17 protein-coding genes are annotated in these 17,200 nt (G+C 72.1%); 11 read left to right on the top strand and 6 right to left on the bottom strand.

The window, feature by feature from the left end; translation table 11 throughout:
* Position 1 precedes the first annotated feature (1 nt).
* Complete coding sequence (locus DQE82_RS23970) at positions 2-1,063, bottom strand: hypothetical protein (protein ID WP_064446002.1); 1,062 nt, start codon at positions 1,061-1,063, stop codon at positions 2-4.
* A 143-nt stretch (positions 1,064-1,206) separates the two neighbouring features.
* Here DQE82_RS23970 and DQE82_RS23965 point away from each other — a divergent pair, with 143 nt between their 5' ends.
* Complete coding sequence (locus DQE82_RS23965) at positions 1,207-2,613, top strand: KamA family radical SAM protein (RefSeq protein ID WP_043324131.1); 1,407 nt, start codon at positions 1,207-1,209, stop codon at positions 2,611-2,613.
* 56 nt (positions 2,614-2,669) lie between these two features.
* Here DQE82_RS23965 and DQE82_RS23960 read toward each other — a convergent pair whose 3' ends face one another.
* Positions 2,670-2,864, bottom strand: a complete 195-nt coding sequence (locus DQE82_RS23960) for a CsbD family protein (protein WP_073829538.1) — start codon at positions 2,862-2,864, stop codon at positions 2,670-2,672.
* A 160-nt stretch (positions 2,865-3,024) separates the two neighbouring features.
* On the opposite strand from DQE82_RS23960, the gene DQE82_RS23955 reads away from it, so the two are divergent.
* Positions 3,025-3,636 (top strand): histidine phosphatase family protein, encoded by a 612-nt coding sequence (locus DQE82_RS23955; protein WP_113974063.1) that lies wholly within the window; start codon positions 3,025-3,027, stop codon positions 3,634-3,636.
* Here DQE82_RS23955 and DQE82_RS23950 read toward each other — a convergent pair.
* From DQE82_RS23950 to DQE82_RS23935, 4 genes are read right to left on the bottom strand one after another with little or no spacing between them, the layout of a single operon-like run.
* Complete coding sequence (locus DQE82_RS23950) at positions 3,569-4,072, bottom strand: Lrp/AsnC family transcriptional regulator (RefSeq protein ID WP_030502406.1); 504 nt, start codon at positions 4,070-4,072, stop codon at positions 3,569-3,571. The genes DQE82_RS23955 and DQE82_RS23950 overlap by 68 nt on opposite strands.
* 59 nt (positions 4,073-4,131) lie before the next feature.
* The gene (locus DQE82_RS23945; RefSeq protein WP_030502405.1) at positions 4,132-4,347 is read right to left on the bottom strand and encodes a DUF433 domain-containing protein; all 216 of its coding nucleotides are present in this window, start codon (positions 4,345-4,347) and stop codon (positions 4,132-4,134) included.
* A gap of 9 nt (positions 4,348-4,356) precedes the next feature.
* Complete coding sequence (locus tag DQE82_RS23940) at positions 4,357-5,499, bottom strand: acyl-CoA dehydrogenase family protein (RefSeq protein ID WP_113974061.1); 1,143 nt, start codon at positions 5,497-5,499, stop codon at positions 4,357-4,359.
* Positions 5,496-6,605, bottom strand: a complete 1,110-nt coding sequence (locus DQE82_RS23935) for a Xaa-Pro peptidase family protein (protein WP_113974059.1) — start codon at positions 6,603-6,605, stop codon at positions 5,496-5,498. The genes DQE82_RS23940 and DQE82_RS23935 overlap by 4 nt, the downstream gene beginning before the upstream one ends.
* 327 nt (positions 6,606-6,932) lie before the next feature.
* On the opposite strand from DQE82_RS23935, the gene DQE82_RS23930 reads away from it, so the two are divergent.
* The 9 genes from DQE82_RS23930 to DQE82_RS23890 all read left to right on the top strand — a co-directional run bounded on the left by DQE82_RS23930 (position 6,933) and on the right by DQE82_RS23890 (position 17,184).
* Entirely contained in the window at positions 6,933-7,313 is a 381-nt protein-coding gene (locus DQE82_RS23930; protein ID WP_051611482.1) for a YccF domain-containing protein, read from the top strand.
* A 450-nt stretch (positions 7,314-7,763) separates the two neighbouring features.
* Positions 7,764-8,486 carry an FkbM family methyltransferase gene (locus DQE82_RS23925; RefSeq protein WP_199496103.1) on the top strand — a complete coding sequence of 241 codons (723 nt, stop codon included), beginning with the start codon at positions 7,764-7,766 and terminating at the stop codon, positions 8,484-8,486.
* Between the two features lie 228 nt (positions 8,487-8,714).
* On the top strand, positions 8,715-9,716 hold the full coding sequence (locus tag DQE82_RS23920) for a LacI family DNA-binding transcriptional regulator (RefSeq protein ID WP_113974057.1): 1,002 nt from the start codon (positions 8,715-8,717) through the stop codon (positions 9,714-9,716).
* Positions 9,717-9,833: 117 nt separating this feature from the next.
* Positions 9,834-11,510, top strand: coding sequence for an ABC transporter substrate-binding protein (locus DQE82_RS23915; protein ID WP_104115738.1), 1,677 nt, complete (start codon positions 9,834-9,836; stop codon positions 11,508-11,510).
* Positions 11,511-11,597: 87 nt separating this feature from the next.
* Positions 11,598-12,704, top strand: coding sequence for an ABC transporter ATP-binding protein (locus tag DQE82_RS23910; protein WP_113974055.1), 1,107 nt, complete (start codon positions 11,598-11,600; stop codon positions 12,702-12,704).
* Complete coding sequence (locus DQE82_RS23905; protein WP_113974053.1) at positions 12,701-13,678, top strand: ABC transporter permease; 978 nt, start codon at positions 12,701-12,703, stop codon at positions 13,676-13,678. Before DQE82_RS23910 ends, DQE82_RS23905 begins: the two co-directional genes overlap by 4 nt.
* 3 nt (positions 13,679-13,681) lie before the next feature.
* On the top strand, positions 13,682-14,728 hold the full coding sequence (locus DQE82_RS23900; protein ID WP_199496097.1) for an ABC transporter permease: 1,047 nt from the start codon (positions 13,682-13,684) through the stop codon (positions 14,726-14,728).
* Complete coding sequence (locus DQE82_RS23895) at positions 14,725-15,732, top strand: ABC transporter ATP-binding protein (protein WP_043324152.1); 1,008 nt, start codon at positions 14,725-14,727, stop codon at positions 15,730-15,732. The genes DQE82_RS23900 and DQE82_RS23895 overlap by 4 nt, the downstream gene beginning before the upstream one ends.
* 39 nt (positions 15,733-15,771) lie before the next feature.
* On the top strand, positions 15,772-17,184 hold the full coding sequence (locus DQE82_RS23890; protein ID WP_113974051.1) for a GH1 family beta-glucosidase: 1,413 nt from the start codon (positions 15,772-15,774) through the stop codon (positions 17,182-17,184).
* The last annotated feature ends 16 nt before the right edge of the window (positions 17,185-17,200 follow it).

Below are 17,200 nucleotides of genomic sequence, written 5' to 3'. Positions count from 1 at the left end.
CTCAGTCTGCCGCCAGACGCGCCTCGAACAGACCGCGCACCCCCGGCTCGGTCCGCAACAAATCCAGCGCCAGCGCCGCGTGCCCCGGCACATACCCGTTGCCCACCAGCATCGTCACGTCCGCCGCCAGGCCCTCCGCGCCAAGCGCCGCCGCCGCGAAGCTCGTCGCCATCGAGAAGAAGATCACCGTACCGCCGTCCGCCGTGGCCAACACCGCGCCGTGCTCACACCCCGGCACGTCCACGCACACCACAGTCACGTCCGCCGGCACCCCCAGCGCCGTCGTCACCGCCGTCGACAGCCCCACCGGATCCCGCGCGTCGGCCAGCGCCACCACGTCGGCCAGCCCGGCCGCCGCCAGCGCGTCCCGCTCCGCGGCCACCGGAACCACCCCGACGGTACGGGCAGCGCCCGCCCGCCGCGCCGCCGCCAGCGACAGCGACCCGCTCTTGCCGGCCCCGCCGATCACCGCCACCGACACCGGACGCGGATCACCCTCACGTGAGCGCCGCGCCACCTGCTCGGCCACCACCCGCGCGGTGAGCGCCGGCGCCCCGCACACGTCCAGCACGGCGAGGGACAACTCGGGGTGCAGGTCCGCCGGCAACACCGCCGCGATCGACCGCGCGAACAGGATCGCGTACCCGTCGCACGGCACCTGCTCGCTGCGCCCGTCCCAGCGGGCCAGCCCGTCGAGGATCGTCAGCGGCGTCAGCGTCAGCGACACGAGCGTCGCCACCCGGTCGCCCGGCTTCAGCCCCAGCGGCGACCGGCGGCCCGCCTCCTCGACGGTGCCAATCAGCATCCCGCCGGAACCGGTCACCGGGTTCTGCATCTTCCCCCGGGTCGACACGATCTCCAGCACCTCGGCGCGGACCTTCTCCCCGTCGCCGCCGTGCTTCTCCGCCAACTGCCGGAAGCTCGCCGCGTCCAGGTTCAGCCGCTCGACCCGGATCCGCACCTCGTTCGCCGCGATCCGCGGGTCCGGGTCCAGCCGCCAGGCCGCCTGCGGGAGCACCCCCGCCGGTTCCACGACTCGGTGCAGTCCCACCGGTGACGTCACGCCGACCCCCTATGTCCAGCCGCCCGAACCCCTGGTCAGGACTCGCATCGCGGGAAAACTTACGGCAGACTAATTTCTTCACCGCAGATTTTCCAGTAGCCTACGCATCCGTTGATCAACCCGCACACTGACGAGGAGGGGCCGTGACCCAGACCCAACCGGTGGAGACCATCCCGACGCCCCGCCACGCGCCGGTCGCCGTCCCGGCCGCCGGACAGCCCTACGAATACCGCCGCGCGCCCCTCGTCGAACCCGACTGGACCCGCTTCCCCGGCTGGCGCCACGTCACCCGCGACCAGTGGGAGAGCGCCCAGTGGCAGCGGGTCAACTGCGTCAAGAACATCAAGCAGCTGCGCGCCGTCCTCGGCGACACCGTCGACGAGACCTTCTACGCCGACCTGGAGGCCGACCAGAAGGCCCTGGCCACCATGTCCATGCTGGTGCCGCCGCAGATGCTCAACACCATGGTGCCGTTTGAGCCGATGAGCACCGAGGCGCTGCTCGCCGACCCGATCCGCCGCTACATGATCCCGGTCGCCTCCGACCGCCGCACCGACTGGCCGTCGCACCCGTACGCCAGCCGCGACAGCCTCCACGAACACGACATGTGGGTCGCCGAGGGCCTCACCCACCGCTACCCCACCAAGGTCCTCGCCGAACTGCTCTCCACCTGCCCGCAGTACTGCGGCCACTGCACCCGCATGGACCTCGTCGGCAACTCCACCCCCGCCGTCGACAAGCTCAAGCTCACCCTCAAGCCCGTCGACCGCTACGACGCCCACATCACCTACCTCAAGGCCCACCCCGGCGTACGCGACGTGGTCGTCTCCGGCGGCGACGTCGCCAACGTGCCGTGGCGCAACCTCGAGTCGTACCTGATGCGCCTGCTGGAGATCGAGACGATCCGCGACATCCGGCTCGCCACCAAGGCGCTCATGGGCCTGCCCCAGCACTGGCTCCAGCCCGACGTGGTCGAGGGCCTGGAACGGGTCGCCCGCACCGCCGCCCGCCGCGGCGTCAACCTGGCCATCCACACCCACGTCAACCACGCCCAGTCGCTGACCCCGCTGGTCGCCAAGGCCGCCCAGACCGCGCTCGACGTCGGCGTACGCGACGTGCGCAACCAGGGCGTGCTCATGCGCGGCGTCAACGCCACCAGCGCCGACCTGCTCGACCTGTGCTTCGCGCTGCAGGGCGAGGCGGGCATCCTGCCGTACTACTTCTACATGTGCGACATGATCCCCAACGCCGAGCACTGGCGGGTCCCGGTCTGGCACGCCCAGCAGCTCCAGCACGACATCATGGGCTACCTGCCCGGCTACGCCACCCCGCGGATCGTCTGCGACGTCCCGTTCGTCGGCAAGCGCTGGGTGCACATGCTCACCGACTACGACCGTGAGCGCGGCATCTCCTACTGGACCAAGAACTACCGCACCTCGATCGAGTCGGCCGACCTGGAGGCGCTGAACAAGCGCTACGCCTACTACGACCCGATCGACACGCTGCCCGAGGCCGGCCAGGCCTGGTGGCTCGCGCACCGCGACGACTGATCCCGCACAGCCGAACGGCGGGCCACCTCTGATGAGGTGGCCCGCCGTTCGCGTACTCACTTGTTGAAGGCGTCCTTGACGTCGCGGCCCGCCTGCTTGGCGTGCTCCCCGGCCTGCCGGGCGCGCGCCGTGCTCTGCTCGGAGGCGCCCTCGGCCCGCAACCGCTCGTTGTCGGTCACGTCGCCGATCCGCTCCTTGGCCATGCCGCTCATCTCCTGGGCCTTGTTCTTCGCCTTGTCGGTGAAGCTCATGTCGCCCTCCTCGTTCCGGCTGAGCGTTGCCCTTGTCGCGTCCCCGGTGACTGTCGGATGAAACGCCGTTGTGCTGCGCACATCGCGTAATGCGTCCTAGGACAATAGGTTGAAGCCTGGACGCCCGGCCGACGCCGACCCACCGTGGTTGACTGGGCCGGTGAACGAGACCCTGCTGATCCGGCACGGCGAGACCACCTGGAGCGCCGCCCACCGGCACACCTCGTACACCGACCTGGAGCTGACCCCCGACGGCGAGCGGCAGGCCACGGCGCTGGCTCCCCTGCTCGCCGGCCGGCGCTTCGCCCGGGTGCTCTCCAGCCCCCGGCAGCGCGCCACCAGCACCGCCGCCCTGGCCGGGCTCACCGTGGACGCGATCGAGCCGGACCTGGCCGAGTGGGACTACGGCGAGTACGAGGGACGCACCAGCGCGGACATCCAGGCCGAGCGGCCCGGCTGGTCGATCTGGACCGACGGCGGCGCCGGCGGTGAGTCACCGGAGCAGGTGGGCGCCCGCCTGGACCGCGTGCTGGACCGGGTCGCGCCGCTGCTGGAGCAGGGCGACGTCGCGCTCGTCGGGCACGGACACAGCCTGCGGGTGCTCGGGGCGCGCTGGATCGGGCTGCCGCCCTCGGCCGGCGGGCTGCTGCGCCTGGACACCGCCACGCTCAGCGTGCTCGGTCACGAGCACGGCCGGCGGGTGATCAGGCGGTGGAACCTGCCGGCTCCGCCGACGGGCGGGGACGCCCCCGACCGGTCAGCTCGCCATTGATCTTCGGCGGCCGGTTCTCGTACGGCGTCGACAGCACCACAGTGGTGCGCGTGGTGACGTTCGCCGAGGTGCGGATCTCCTGCAGCACCCGCTCCAGGTCGGCCGGGCCGGCCACCCGCACCAGCAGGAGATAGAAGTCCTCCCCCGCCACCGAGTAGCACGAGTCGATCTCGGGCAGGTGGGCGAGCCGCTCCGGCGCGTCGTCCGGCTGGGACGGGTCGAACGGCCGGATCGCCACGAACGCGGTCAGCGGCAGGTCCAGCGCCTCGAACGACACCCGCGCGGCGTACCCCTTGATCACCCCGCGCTGCTCCAGCCGGCGGACCCGCTGGTGCACGGCCGACACCGACAGGCCCACCCGCTCGGCCAGGTCCGTGTACGACAGCCGACCGTCCCCGGTCAGCGCGGCGACGATGGCGCGGTCGATCTCCTCCACGCGCTGCACAGTAGCCGGTAAAACGCTCTCCCGCCGCACCCGGCCCGCCGTGGTGACGCTCAGCGCGCCGTCCGGTCGCGTACCGCGTCCGCGGCGTAGTTCAGGACCTCCGCCATGTCCTCCTCGTCCAGGAACGGCAGGTCGGTGAGGATGTCCGTGACGGACATGCCCTCGGCCATCATGGCCAGCAGGGTGGCCACGGGGATGCGCGACTGCCGCACGCAGGGCGCACCCCCCATGACGTCGGGGTCGGCGGTGATCCGGGGGAAGGTCACCGCGACAGGCTAGCCCTTGGCCAGCGCGCGCGAGATCACCAGCCGCTGGATCTGGTTGGTGCCCTCCACGATCTGCAGCACCTTCGCCTCACGCATGTACCGCTCGACCGGGTGGTCGGCGACGTACCCGGCGCCGCCGAGCACCTGCACCGCGTCGGTGGTCACCCGCATCGCCACGTCGGTGGCGAACAGCTTCGCCTTCGCCGCCTCGATCGAGTACGGGCGGCCCGCGTCGCGCAGCCGCGCGGCCGCAAGCGTGAGCGCCCGCGCGGCGGAGATCTGGGTGGCCGCGTCGGCCAGGTTGAACCCGAGCCCCTGGAAGTCGATGATCGCGCGGCCGAACTGGCGCCGCTCCCGGGCGTAGCCGACCGCGTAGTCCAGCGCGCCCTGGGCCAGGCCCACCGCGCACGCGGCGATGCCCAGCCGGCCCGAGTCCAGCGCCGACATGGCGATGGTGAACCCGGCGCCCTCGCCGCCGATCAGCCGCTCCGCCGGCACCCGGGCGTCGTCGAACGCGATCTGCGCGATCGGCGAGGCGTGCAGACCCATGGTGCGCTCGGCGGCCTGCGGGTGGATGCCCGGCGTGGCCCGGTCGGCCAGCAGGCAGGAGATGCCCTTCGGGCCGGGACCGCCGGTGCGGCAGAAGATGTTGTAGAAGTCGGCGACCCGGGCGTGCGTGATCCACGCCTTGGTGCCGGTGACCACGTACTCGTCGCCGTCGCGCACCGCCCGCGTGGTCAGGGCCGCCGCGTCCGAACCACCCTGCGGCTCGGAGAGACAGTACGCCCCGAGCAGCTCCCCACCGATCATGTCCGGCAGCAGTTTGCGCTGCTCGTCGGTGCCGAACTGGGCCACCGGATAGCAGGACAGCGTGTGCACGCTGACCGCCTCGGCCACTGCCAGCCACCGGCTGGCGAGGATCTCCAGCACCTGCAGGTACACCTCGTACGGCTGGGCGGCGCCGCCGTGCTCCTCGGCGTACGGCAGGCCGAGCAGCCCGGCGCGGCCCAGCGTGCGCAGCACCTCCCGGGGGAACTCGGCGCGGGCCTCGAAACCGGCGGCGGCCGGGGCCAGCTCCCGGTCGGCGAGTTCGGTGGCGAGGTCCAGCAGGTCGTGGGCCTCGTCGGTGGGCAGGATCCGGTCGACGTTCATAGCGCGATGAGCTCCGTGGGGGTGGTGTTGAGCCGTTGCCCGCCGTCCGTCGTGCAGACGACGATGTCCTCGATCCGGGCGCCGTGCCGCCCGGCGAGGTAGATCCCGGGTTCGACCGAGAAAGCCATGCCGGCCTCGAGGGGCCGGGGGTTGCCGGTCACCACGTACGGCTCCTCGTGGCCGTCGAGGCCGATGCCGTGACCGGTGCGGTGCAGGAAGGCGTCGCCGAAACCGGCGGCGGTGACGACGTCGCGGGCGACCGCGTCGAGGGCCTCGGCGGTCACGCCCGGCGCGACGGCGGCCACGGCGGCGCGCTGCGCCTCCCACAACACCGCGTAGTAGTCGGTGAACTCGGCCGGGGCCGGGCCACCGGCCACGTACGTGCGGGTGCAGTCGGAGCGGTAGCCCGACGGCATGGTGCCGCCGATGTCGACCACCACCGGCTCGCCGACGCCGATCGGACGGTCCGAGACACCGTGGTGCGGGCTCGCGCCGTTCGGGCCGGCGGCGACGATGACGAAGTCGACAGTGGCGTGCCCGGCGGCCCGGATCGCGGCGGCCAGGTCGGCGGCGACCTCCCGCTCGGTGCGGCCGGGACGCAGCCACTCGGCCATCCGCAGGTGCACCGCGTCGATCGCGGCGCCCGCCTCGGCCAGCGCGGCCACCTCGGCCGGCGACTTGCGGATCCGCATCTCGCGCAGCACGTCGGAGGCGAGCCGCTGCGCCGCGCCGGGCAGCACGTCGCGCAGCGCGAGGACCTGCTGCGCCCACATCCGGTCGGCCAGCCCCACCGCGCGGACCGGGACGGGCAGCGCCGCGCGCACCAGCGGCCACGGGTCGGCGCCGTCGGCGTGGTCGACGATCCGGTACCCGGTGCCCGGCGCGGCCTCGGCGTCCGGCCGCTCCAGCACCGGCACGATCAGCGTCGGCTCACCCTCGGCGGGCAGCACCAGGCAGGTCAGCCGCTCCCCCTCGCGGGCGTCATAGCCGGTCAGGTAGCGCAGGTCCGAGCCCGGGGTGAGCAGCAGCGCGTCCAGGCCCGCCGCGGCGGTGGCGCGCTGGGCCTCGGCGAGTCGCCCGGCCGGGTACAGATCGTCGGTTCCCACAGCTGAAGCTTAACGGTCGTTTGGGCCAGCGCGGGAGTCCGGTTGATGCTCGAAGCCGAGGCCCGCCGCCCGGGCCCGGCCGGCCTTCTCCGCGGCCTCCCGCGCCCGGCCCGCGCGATGTCCGGCAGGCGACCGGCCAGGAAGTCGCGGTGCAGCAGTGCCACGATGAAGTACCGGCGCAGCCGCTCGTACGACTCCCGGAACTCCCGGCGCGCCGCCGGAGCGACAGGGGTCACAGGCACGACGGCTCGGGCTCGATCACGCCCTCCTCTACCCGCCGCTCGCACCGATATGCGCGCGCTTGCGGGCACGAGCGACCATGGAGTGGTGATCCGCTTTCTGCTGAACCTGCTGTGGCTCGTCTTCGGCGGCGGCTTCGTCCTGGCCCTCGGCTACGGCGTCGCCGCCCTGGTCTGCTTCGTCCTGGTCGTCACCATCCCCTTCGGTGTCGCCTCACTGCGCCTCGCCTCGTACTCGCTGTGGCCGTTCGGCCGCACCATCGTGCGCAAGCCGGGCGCCGGGCTTCCCTCCGGCCTGGCCAACGTGCTCTGGGTGGTGCTGGCCGGCTGGTGGCTGGCCCTGTCGCACATCCTCGCCGGCGTCGCGCTCTGCGTGACGATCATCGGTATCCCGTTCGGCGTGGCGAACTTCAAGCTGGTCCCGGCGGCGCTGTGGCCGCTCGGCCAGGAGGTCGTCGAGAACCCGTAACCCCTCCTCGCCACGCGGGGTCCACCCGCCGCTGGAACGCCATGGGTGTCTCCGGCCCTGTTTGACACCCATGGCGTTCCACTCCACGACGGTGACGCGGCGAGTTGACGTTCGCACCCGAGGACGACCGCCACGATCTCGGCAACCGAGATCGGTGTCCCGCACCAAGGGACGGCTTGGAGATCTTGGTACGGAGTCGCCCCTCCGAGGGCGTCTCGTACCAAGATCTCGCAGGTAACGAACGCGAGCACCGAAGGCGCGCCGCAGCGGCCAGTTCCCCGTTCGCGGTGAGCGGCCGGCCTCACCATCCCTACAGCATCCTAGGAGGATGGGGTGATGGCGAGCGCTGGCCGCAGGAAGGATGCGAATGCGGCTCGCACCAACGCCTCGCTGGCTAGCGTCGAAGGCGTGCGGGACGGGGTGATCGAGACGCTGAAGGCGGACCCGGCGATGTCGGGACTGCGCCGGTCGCTGGACTTCTATCACGGCGACCCGGCGCGCGACGCCGCGCTCGACCGGTTCTACGCCCCGATCGTCCGCGCCGGTGACCTGGTCTTCGACGTCGGCGCGCACGTGGGCGACCGGCTCGGCAGCTTCCGCCGTCTCGGCGCGACGGTGGTGGCGGTCGAGCCGCAGCCGTTGTGCGCGCGGGCGCTGCGCGAGCTGTACGCGGACGACGACGCGGTGACTGTGGTCGAGGCGGCGTGCGGGCGTACCGCCGGGCCGGTGCGACTGCACGTGAACTCGGCCAACCCGACGGTCTCCACCGCCTCCCCCGGGTTCGTCCGCGCCGCCGACGGCGCGCCCGGCTGGGCGGGCGAGACCTGGGACGCGCAGATCGAGGTACCCGGTACGACGCTCGACGCGCTGATGGCCGCGTACGGCGTGCCGGCGTTCGTGAAGATCGACGTGGAGGGCTTCGAGGACGCCGTGCTGGCCGGGCTGAGCCGGCCGGTCCCGGCGCTGTCGTTCGAGTTCACCACCATCGCCCGGGTGGCGGCGGCGCGCTGCCTGGACCGGCTCACCGCGCTGGGCTTCACCCGGTTCACCGTGGCGATCGGTGACGAGACGACGTTCGCGCTGCCGGGCTGGCGTCCGGCCGCCGAGGTGGCCGCGTACCTGGGGACGCTGCCGGACGAGGCCAACTCCGGCGACGTGTACGCCCGCCCCTGAACCTCCACTTCGGACCGGCGACGGCCGGGCCGGAAGGCATCGACCCTGCTCATCGCGCGGATCGGCGCAGACGCAGCCCGGGCGCTTTTTTCACGGCTCGAACTTAGCTATACATCGTTACCCATCTGTGATTGACGTGACCCGCGCCACTTGGGTTGACTGCCACGGAACCGCTTCCGCAACCGGTTCCGAAACATCCCGCTCATCCCTTCGACCCGGGAGCGCCACGTGCCGATCACGATCGCCGACGTCGCCGCCCGCGCCGGGGTGAGCAAGACGACGGTGTCCCGGGTCCTGAACGGCAAGGGAGAGGTGCACCTGCGCACCGCCGACCGGGTCCGCGCCGTGATCAACGACCTCGGGTACGTGCCGAGCGCCCGCGCGGTCGGGCTGGCCCGGGGACGTACCCGGGTGGTCGGCATGCTGGTGCCGGCGCTGACCTGGCCCTGGATGGGCGAGGTGCTCCAGGGCGCGGCCGACGTGGTCGAGGCCGCCGGCTACGGCATGCTGCTGTTCACCTGCACCCACGGCGACGAGTCGATGCGCCGCTTCGCCTCCCAGGTGTCGGCCAAGTCGTTCGACGGACTGCTCGTGGTCGAACCAGAGGGGACGCTCGACTACATCACCGAGCTGCACCGGCGCGGCCTGCCGGTCATCCTCATCGACGACCGGGGACACCAGCCCGGCTTCCCGTCCGTGCGCACCACGAACGAAGCGGGGGCGCGGGCCGCCGCGACGCACCTGCTGGCGCTCGGACGGCGGCGGCCGCTCGTCGTCACCGGCCTGCGCCGGTTCGGCTGCACCCGGGAACGGCTCGCCGGGTTCGCCGGCGCCTACGCCGAGGCCGGCCTGGAAATCGAGCCGGACCGGGTCGTGGAGGGCGACTTCACGTTCGAGTGCGGGCGCGCGGCGGTGCGGCGGCTGCTCGCCGACGGCGTACCCTTCGACGCCGTCTTCGCCCACAACGACCTGTCGGCCGCCGGCGCGCTGCAGGCGCTGCGCGACGCCGGGCGGCGCGTCCCGCAGGATGTCGCGGTGGTCGGCTTCGACGACCTGCCGCTGGCCGGGCACACCCACCCGCCGCTGAGCTCCGTGCGCCAACCGCTGCGGGAGATGGGTACGGCCGCCGCCCGGCTGCTCATCGCCCACCTCGCCGGCACCCCGCTGCCGGAGGGCCCGACCGTCATCCCCACCGGCTTCACCACCCGCGACTCGACCGGCGTCACCTGACCCACCCCGCCGTACCCGGCGACCACGCCGGCGGGCCCGCCCGCCGGTGGCTCCACCGCACACCCTCCATCCACCACATCCCGCCCGAGGAATGCGGGACCACCGAGGGAGACCTCCATGAGAAGACGGCAACTCCTCGCCCTCGCGCTGGCCGGCGCGATGGTCACCACCGCCGCCGCGTGCGGCGACAGCCCGAACGCGAACAAGAAGAGCGGCCAGGCCGCGACGGTGCTGAGCGTCGGCATGCCCAACGGCCCGCAGGCCGAGAACAACAACCCGTTCCTCACCACCTCGGCCGCCGCCTCGCTGGGTTACCGGTGGCAGATCTACGAGCCGCTGATGATGTGGAACCCGGTGAAGCCGGCCGAGCCGTTCAAGCCGTGGCTGGCCACCAAGGCCGAGTGGTCGTCGGACTACAAGTCGGTGAAGGTGACCATCCGCGAGAACGCGACCTGGTCGGACGGGCAGAAGGTCACCGCCGAGGACGTCGCGTTCACCTACAACCTGGTGAAGAAGTTCCCGGCCATCAACGACCAGGGCGTGCCGTACACCGACGCCGTCGCCAGCGGCAACGAGGTCACCATCTCGATGGCCAGCCCGCAGTTCGTCAACCAGCAGAAGGTGCTGTGGCGGGTGCCGATCGTGCCCAAGCACCTGTGGGAGAAGATCGCCGACCCGGCCAGCGACCCGGTGAAGCAGCCGGTCGGCAGCGGCCCGTACACGCTCAAGTCGTTCACCCCGGCGAGCATGACGCTGGCGGTGCGCGAGAGCGGCTACTGGCAGGACCTGCCGAAGGTGAAGGAGCTGCGGTACACCTCGTACACCGACAACAGCGCGCAGACCACCGCGCTGGCCAACGGCGAGGCGGAGTGGAGCTTCGTCTTCATCCCGAACTACCAGACCGTGTTCGTGGCCAAGGACCAGAAGAACCACAAGATGTGGGCGCCCCCGGTGCTCGGCATCCACGGTCTCTACCTGAACACCACGAAGAAGCCGTTCGACGACCCGACGCTGCGCAAGGCCATGAACATGGTGATCGACCGCGCGGACATCTTCACCACCGCCGAGGCCGGCTACTTCCACCCCGAGGTCAAGAGCGTGACCGGCCTGCCCAGTCCGGCCGGTGACTCGTTCATCGCGCCCGAGTACAAGGGCCAGGAGCACAAGGTCGACGTCGAGGGCGCCAAGGCGCTGCTCACCGGCGCCGGCTACAAGCTGGACGGCAACACGCTGAAGGACCGCAGCGGCAAGGCGGTCACGATCCGGCTGACCGACCCGGCCGGCTGGTCGGACTACCAGACCAGCCTGGAGATCGTGAAGGGCAACCTGGCGAAGATCGGCATCGCGGCGACCATCGACAAGGCCAACCAGGACGCCTGGTTCCGCAACGTCGAGCAGGGCAACTTCGAGGCCACGTTCCGGTGGACCGAGAGCGGCGCCACGCCGTACGACATCTACCGGACCATCATGGACGGCCGTGTGCTCAAGCCGATCGGCACCGCCTCCCCGGCGGGCAACTTCGGCCGGTTCGACAGCAAGGAGGCCACCGACGCGCTGGTGTCGTACGCCAACGCCACCGACGACGCCACCCGCGCCACCGCGCTGGCCACGCTGCAGAAGATCTTCGTCGAGCAGATGCCGATGATCCCGGTCGGCGCGGACAACATCGGCGGCGCGTACAGCACGAAGAACTGGGTCGGCTGGCCGGACGACTCGAACCCGTACGGCGCGCTCCAGCCCACCCAGCCCAACGCGGTGGACGTGGTGCTGCACCTCAAGCCGGCCAACGGCTGACCCGGCGCCGCCGGCCCGGCCACGATCGCCCGGCCGGGCCGGCGGCGCCCGCCCCTCGCTACCGGCAACCCCAGACAGGAATTCGGCATGACGTTGACCGAGAGCGCACCGGCGCCGGCCGACGAGGTGGTGCTGGAGGCCGTCGGCCTGACCAAGCACTTCCCCGTCCGCCGGCGGCTGCGTGACCTTCTCTCCCGGACCCCGGCGGTGGTGCACGCCGTCGACGACGTATCGATCGAGTTGCGCCGTGGCCGGGTGACCGCGCTGGTCGGCGAGTCCGGCTCCGGCAAGTCCACAGTCGCCCGGCTGCTGGCCCAGCTCTACCCGCGCACCGGCGGCGACATCCGGCTGCACGGCCGCTCGACCCGGGTACGCGGCGGACGCCGGTTCCGGGCGTACGTGCGGCGGGTGCAGTTGATCCTGCAGGACCCGTTCGCCTCGCTGAACCCGGTGCACACGGTCCGCTACCACCTGACCCGGTCGCTGCGCATCCACGGCAACGCCGGGACCGGGCCGGACGGGCTGGACAAGGCGCTGGCCGACCTGCTGACCCGGGTCAGCCTGACCCCGCCGGAGCGCTACCTCGACGCGTTCCCGCACGAGCTGTCCGGCGGGCAGCGCCAGCGCGTCGCGATCGCGCGGGCGCTCGGCGCCGACCCGGAGGTGCTGCTCGCCGACGAGCCGGTGTCGATGCTCGACGTGTCGATCCGCCTGGGCGTGCTCAACCTGCTGCAGGACCTCAAGGACCGGCTCGACCTGGCGATCCTCTACATCACCCACGACATCGCCTCGGCCCGCTACTTCGCCGACGAGACGATCGTCATGTACGCCGGGCGGATGGTCGAGGGCGGCGACAGCGAGACGGTCACCCAGCGGCCGGCGCACCCGTACACCCGGTTGCTGATCGAATCGGCGCCGGACCCGGAACGGATCACCGGCGCGGGCGGCGACGGCGCGGCGGCGGGCGAGCGGGGCCACGGCGAGCCGCCGAGCCTGATCCGCCCGCCGGCCGGCTGCCGGTTCCACCCGCGCTGCCCGGCGGCCATGCCGCGCTGCGCCACCGACCTGCCGCCGCCGATACCGGTCGACGACGCGCCCGGGCACTGGGCCGCGTGCTGGCTGTTCGACGCCGAGACCGTCACGACGCAGAAGGCGGAGAACGCGGAGCAGGCCGGAACGGAGACGGCCCGGTGAGGTTCCTGCTGCAACGGGTGGCCTTCTACCTGTTCACCGCCTGGGCGGCGATCACGCTGAACTTCTTCATCCCGCGTATGGTGCCGGGCGACCCGGTCCAGTCACTGATCTCCCGCAACCAGGGCCGGATCAGCGCCGACGCGATCGCGTCGCTGCGGGTGCTGTTCGGGCTGGACTCCAACCGCTCGCTGTGGGAGCAGTACGTCGCCTACTGGGGACAGCTGCTGCGGGGCGACCTGGGACTGTCGTTCACGTTCTTCCCCGCGCCGGTGTCGGAGGTGATCGGCAGCAGCCTGCCGTGGACGGTGGGCCTGGTCGGCGTCACCACGATCGTCAGCTTCCTGCTCGGCACCGCGCTCGGCGTCGGCGCGGGCTGGCGGCGCGGCTCCTGGATCGACGGACTGCTGCCGGCCACCACGTTCCTGTCCTCGATCCCGTACTTCTGGCTGGGCCTGGTCGCGATCGCGTTGTTCGCCGGGCCGGGCAGCTTCTTCCCGTCCTCCGGCGGCTACGAGCCGGGCCTGGTGCCGGCGTTCGACGCGTACTTCATCCCGAGCGCGATCCAGCACAGCATCCTGCCCGCGGCGACCATCCTGGTGTCGTCGATGAGCGGCTGGATCCTCAGCATGCGCAACATGATGGTGACTGTCGCCAGCGAGGACTACATCACCGTCGCGCACGCCAAGGGGCTCTCCGAGCGCCGGGTGGCGCTCAGCTACGCCGCCCGCAACGCGCTGCTGCCGAACGTGTCCGGGTTCGCGTTGTCGCTCGGTTTCATCGTCGGCGGCACGCTGCTCGTGGAGATCGTCTTCTCGTACCCGGGTCTGGGGTTCCAGCTCTTCCAGGCCGTCGGGTCGAAGGACTACCCGCTCATGCAGGGCATCTTCCTGATCATCACGATCTCGGTGCTGGTGGCGAACCTGCTCGCCGACGTGGCGTACCTGCTCCTCGACCCGCGGACCCGAAAGAGCTGAGCGATGACACTCTCCCCGTCCAGCATCGAGCAGGTCATCCCCGGCCAGGGCGCGATGGCGCAGCCCTCGGCCCGGGCCCGCCGCCGCCGGTTCCGCTTCGTCGCCAACGGCAAGGCCGCGACCGGCCTGGCCGTCCTCGGGGTGTACGTGCTCCTGGCGGTGATCGGACCGTGGATCGCGCCGTACGACCCGGACGCGCGCAGCGCCGACGTGCTCCAGGCACCCTCGGCCCGGCACTGGTTCGGCACCACCCACCTCGGGCAGGACATCTTCAGCCAGATTCTGGTCGGCGCGCGCAGCGTGATGGTGGTGGGCCTGACCGCCGGCGTGCTCGCCACGATCCTGTCCATCCTGATCGGCGTGACAGCCGGTTACCTGGGCGGCGCGGCCGACGAGGGCCTGTCGGCGGTGTCGAACGTGTTCCTGGTCATCCCGGCGCTGCCGCTGATCATCATCGTCACGTCCCTGGTCGACCAGGCCAGCGACACGCTCGTGGCGCTCATCATCGGCCTCACGTCGTGGGCCTGGGGCGCACGGGTGTTGCGCGCCCAGACGCTGTCGTTACGCCGCCGCGACTACGTCGAGGCGGCGCGGGCCACCGGCGAGCGGACCTGGCGGATCATCGGCTTCGAGATCCTGCCCAACCTGACCGCGATCATCGCCTCCGGCTTCGTCGGCACCGTCATCTTCGCGGTCATGTCGGAGATCACCCTGGCGTTCATCGGCGTCTCGTCGGTCTCGTCGTGGAACTGGGGCACGATCCTGTTCTGGGCGCAGGGACAGCAGGCCCTCGCGCAGGGCGCCTGGTGGTGGTTCGTACCGGCCGGGCTGGCCATCGCGCTGCTCGGCACCGCGCTCGCGCTGATCAACTTCGGCATCGACGAGTTCGTCAGCCCCCGGCTGCGCACCGGCGGCCGGACCCGGATCCGGACCGCCGACGGGCGCACCGTCGCGATGCGCGTCGGGTTCACCCCGGTGCTCGCGCCGAACACGGCGCCGGTCCCGATGCAGCGGCCGGCGGACCCCACCCGAGAGGACGCGACCTCATGAGCGACCAGGTGCTCCAGATCCGCGGGCTGTGCGTCGACTACGGCGTCGGCGCGGACGCGGTGCGCGCGGTCCGCGACGTCGACCTGACACTGCACCGCGGCGAGGTGCTCGGGCTGGCCGGGGAGAGCGGCAGCGGCAAGTCCACGCTCGCGTACGGGCTGACCCGGCTGCTGCCCCCGCCCGGCGTGGTCAGCGGCGGCCAGGTGATCTACCACCCGGCCGACGGCCCGCCGGTCGACGTGCTCACGCTCAGCCCGGCGAAGCTGCGCGAGTTCCGCTGGGCGGAGACGTCGATCGTGTTCCAGGGCGCGATGAACTCGCTGAACCCGGTGCACAAGGTCTCCACCCAGCTGCTCGACGTGATCCGGGCGCACGAGCCGAAGAGCACGGCGGCGAGCCGGCTGGCCCGGGCGAAGGAGCTGCTGCGCCTGGTCGGCATCTCCGCCGACCGGCTGGACAGCTATCCGCACCAGCTCTCCGGCGGTATGCGGCAACGCGTCATGATCGCCATGGCGCTGGCGCTGGAACCGCAGGTGGTCATCATGGACGAGCCGACCACCGCGCTGGACGTGGTGATGCAGCGGCAGATCCTCGGCCAGCTCGCCGAACTGCGCGAACGCCTCGGCTTCGCGGTCCTGTTCATCACCCACGACCTGTCGCTGCTGGTCGAGTTCTCCGACCGGATCGCGATCATGTACGGCGGCCGGATCGTCGAGGAGGCGCCCGCCGCCCGGCTGTACGCCGAGCCGCTGCACCCGTACACCGAGGGGTTGCTGCACTCGTTCCCGGCGCTGCACGGTCCGCGCCGGGAGCTGACCGGCATCCCCGGCTCCCCGCCGGACCTGCGCGCCATGCCGTCCGGCTGCGCGTTCCACCCCCGCTGCCCGAAGGCGTTCGACGGGTGCGACGAGCAGGTGCCGGTGCTCGGCGCGCCGTACGTCGACGACCCGGCGCGGGCCGTCGCGTGCCGGCTGCACCCGGCCGTCGCGCCCCTGTCCCGCTGACCCGCCCGACACCACCACCCGCTACCCGCGAGGAGAGCCATGGACACCGACCTCACCCGCCCGTCGTCAGTCGCCGGCGCGGACCCGATCGACACGCTGCCGCCGACCTTCCGGTGGGGGGTGGCGACGTCGTCGTACCAGATCGAGGGCGCGGTGGCCTCCGACGGCCGCACGCCGTCCATCTGGGACACGTTCTGCCGGGTGCCGGGCGCGGTGGCGAACGGGGATCACGGCGACGTGGCCTGCGACCACTACCACCGGATGCCGCAGGACGTCGCGCTCATCGCCGACCTGGGGCTGGACACGTACCGGTTCTCGGTGGCCTGGCCGCGGGTGCAGCCGGGCGGACGCGGCCCGGCGAACGTGGCCGGGCTGGCCTTCTACGACCGGCTGGTGGACGAGCTGCTCGGCCGCGACGTCGAGCCGTGGGTGACGCTGTACCACTGGGACCTGCCGCAGGAGCTGGAGGACGCGGGCGGCTGGCCGAACCGGGACACCGCGTACCGGTTCGCCGACTACGCCGAGCTGGTCTTCGCCGCGCTCGGCGACCGGGTCCGCACCTGGACCACGCTCAACGAGCCCTGGTGCTCGGCGATGCTCGGGTACGCCTACGGCGACCATGCCCCCGGCCGGCGGAACCTGGGTGACGGCATCGCCGCGGCGCACCACCTGCTGCTCGGGCACGGGCTGGCGACGCGGCGGCTGCGCGAGGCGGCCTCGGCGCCGATCGAGCTGGGCCTCACGCTGAACCTGGCCACCGCCGACCCGGCGACCGACAGCGCCGCCGACCGGGACGCGGCGCGGGCCGCCGACGGGCTGGGCAACCGGCTCTACCTCGACCCGGTGCTGCGCGGGGAGTACCCGCAGGACGTGATCGCCGACCTGGCCGCCGAGGGCGTGCGGATTCCGGTGGAGGACGGCGACCTGGACGTCATCGCCACCCCGATCGACGTGCTCGGCGTGAACTTCTACTTCGGGCAGCTGCACTCCGGCGTGGACGAGCAGGGCCGCGACCGCGACGACGACGGCAAGCCGGTACGCCGGGTGGTCCGGCGTGACCTGCCGCGTACCGCGATGGACTGGGAGATCGTGCCGGAGTCCTTCACCGACCTGCTGGTGCGGCTGCACCGCGACTACCCGGGCACGCCCATGGTGATCACCGAGAACGGCGCGGCGTTCGACGACGAGCCGGACGCAGACGGGTTCGTCGCCGACGACGACCGGGTCGGCTACCTCGCCGAGCACCTGCGGGCGGTGGCCCGGGCCCGGGCGGCCGGGGCCGACGTGCGCGGCTACTTCGCCTGGTCGCTGCTGGACAACTTCGAGTGGGCGTACGGCTACGACAAGCGGTTCGGCATCGTCCGGGTCGACTACGACACGCAGCGCCGCATCCCCAAGCGCAGCGCGCTGTGGTACCGGGACACCGTGCGGCGGGTACGCGGCCGGCGCTGACGGCGCGCGGTGTGGG

It is taken from the genome of Micromonospora sp. LHW51205 (genome assembly GCF_003315815.1).
Classification (GTDB): domain Bacteria; phylum Actinomycetota; class Actinomycetes; order Mycobacteriales; family Micromonosporaceae; genus Micromonospora; species Micromonospora chalcea.
Note: the sequence above shows the minus strand (reverse complement) of the source record. Positions and strands in the feature narration are given on the sequence as shown.